Source organism: Psychrobacter sp. AOP31-B2-9, from assembly GCF_052378005.1.
Lineage (GTDB): Bacteria > Pseudomonadota > Gammaproteobacteria > Pseudomonadales > Moraxellaceae > Psychrobacter.
Map to the genome: position 1 here is coordinate 1 of NZ_JBQSXG010000248.1, position 1,890 is coordinate 1,890.

General features: G+C 32.4%; 1 protein-coding gene and 1 pseudogene. One reads left to right on the forward strand and one right to left on the reverse strand.

Annotated features, from left to right (window positions below):
- Positions 1 to 75 precede the first annotated feature (75 nt).
- Positions 76 to 978 (reverse strand): hypothetical protein, encoded by a 903-nt coding sequence (locus ACT3SX_RS14880; RefSeq protein ID WP_109590329.1) that lies wholly within the window; start codon positions 976 to 978, stop codon positions 76 to 78.
- 566 nt (positions 979 to 1,544) lie between these two features.
- Between ACT3SX_RS14880 and ACT3SX_RS14885 the strand changes: the two are divergent.
- Positions 1,545 to 1,890 (forward strand): annotated as a pseudogene (locus ACT3SX_RS14885) (hypothetical protein); the annotation flags it as partial.

The following is a 1,890-nucleotide window of genomic DNA, read 5'->3' on the forward strand; positions in this document are numbered from 1 at the left end:
TTTTTAAGTTGAGTATTATTTAGTGTACATATCAGTGTACATGAAATTCACTTTTCATATTACTACTACTATTTTTTATTCAGTACTATTGTAAGCTTCATCAATCAGTTGCTGAAGATACTCTGCGCTACTTACTCCATACTCGCTAGCTAATTTTTTAAGCCTATTCATATGGCGTCTGGTTAAGAAGTGCTCTTGAGCAGTCTCGGCGTCTCTCTTACCTTGAAATCTTCTTTGAGTCCATGCATTACGCATTTTTCTGATTATTTCTTTTTTATGTAGGCTCATCTTATATGGATGATTATTTCTATGACCAAAAATATCTAGCGCGTCTAGAGATGCGCAGATCTGTATATAGTAAGTGCTCAGATCATTACTTAGGAATAATGGGTTCTCGATAAGATATCCATATTTACTTAAGTAGCTATGCGCCCAAAAAATTTGTTTCTCACTTTTTCTATCTAACCATTCTAGGTCTTGCGGTGTAGTCAGTACTTTATTATACAAGCTTTTAGCTTCGTTCATAAAGTTTCTTTTCCATTCAACTCTATAATCATTATATTCAACCCCATCCCTGTCTAATGAAATTATGTTTGTCAAATCAAAACACGTAATCAAGTTGTTTTGAAAGTCAGCGGAGTAATTTCCCCAGAAAAATGAAAGATTATGCTTATATTTATACGAGTAATGATCGAACCATAAAGCTGCTGTTAGATCATTTTTTAGCCAAGCTATAGACTCATCAGGCAATACATTAGATTTAGAAAAACTAACAAGTGATTCTCTATAACTTTCTGTTAACTCAAGGCTATTACAAGTAGTGTTTAGATACTCTAAATCGTTAGGAAGGTCCACGTTATATCCATCTAAAGTCAATTCATTTAACGCAATATTAACCTGCCTTTGAGTTAGTTTAAGATTCCTACCTTTCTGCTTATTAGAGTTTACTACAGAATCTCTGATAAAATTATCAGTCATTTTTTATCCTTCAGTTGGTTATCTAAGTAATATTCTACTAAAGTTTAAATAATTTTAAAATAAAAAACTAATAATATTTAAATAAATTAATAGTAATAATATAGTAATAATTTTTTCATATAAATACTTACTATGTCAATATTTCATTGGTCTAAGATGGCTTGGTATCAATAGTATGTCAAGTAAAATGCGCAGTACCAATAATTTGTTAAAGATTGACTTCGATATTTTTACTTTGGTGTAATATATATTACAGATGTGCTGACGCGTTTCCCGTATGCATAAAAGTTGGTAAGTGTGACTTCTGATGTATCATTCAAAACTTGTTGTCAGCTAAATGCACCAATCACAATATCCTCGATATACACTGCATTCCATACGAATATAGTCAAATATACTATCGATATTCCAGCAGTATTTATAAGCTACACTAATGGGTTATTTATATTATTATATATAGCAGCGTCACCACGCTGCCTATCAGCCAACCAAATTACCAGCAGAAAGAATTAAAAAATATGGCATGACTCTACTATGTGCAAGACAAACCACATAGGAGTAATACCATGAAATACATCAACCGCAACCAAACAGAAGTATTTACTAAAGTTCATCAATTAGTAATCAATATTATCTTTCGAGACTTGGATATTGATTCGGTAATGGACAAACTGAACGATCTATATCAATCATTTATGTATCACTACGAGGCTGATGAAGGGCTTGTTTATTTAAAGCCTATTGATATTTTCTTTCGTAATGCACAGCGTATTGTTGGTGATCAATACCCTGATGAAGTGATTTGGGAACACAACAACGTAAGTGAGCTGATCGATATATTGATGTACTATAAAAGAGAGGTTGAGCGTGAGCGGAGTGTTTTGATATATCAGGAAAGGCAAAACAAGAAGG

What these genes read in the sequence shown, in the direction of transcription:
- ACT3SX_RS14880 (WP_109590329.1), bottom strand. Translation starts at nt 978, where the DNA reads ATGACTGATAATTTTATCAGAGATTCTGTAGTAAACTCTAATAAGCAG.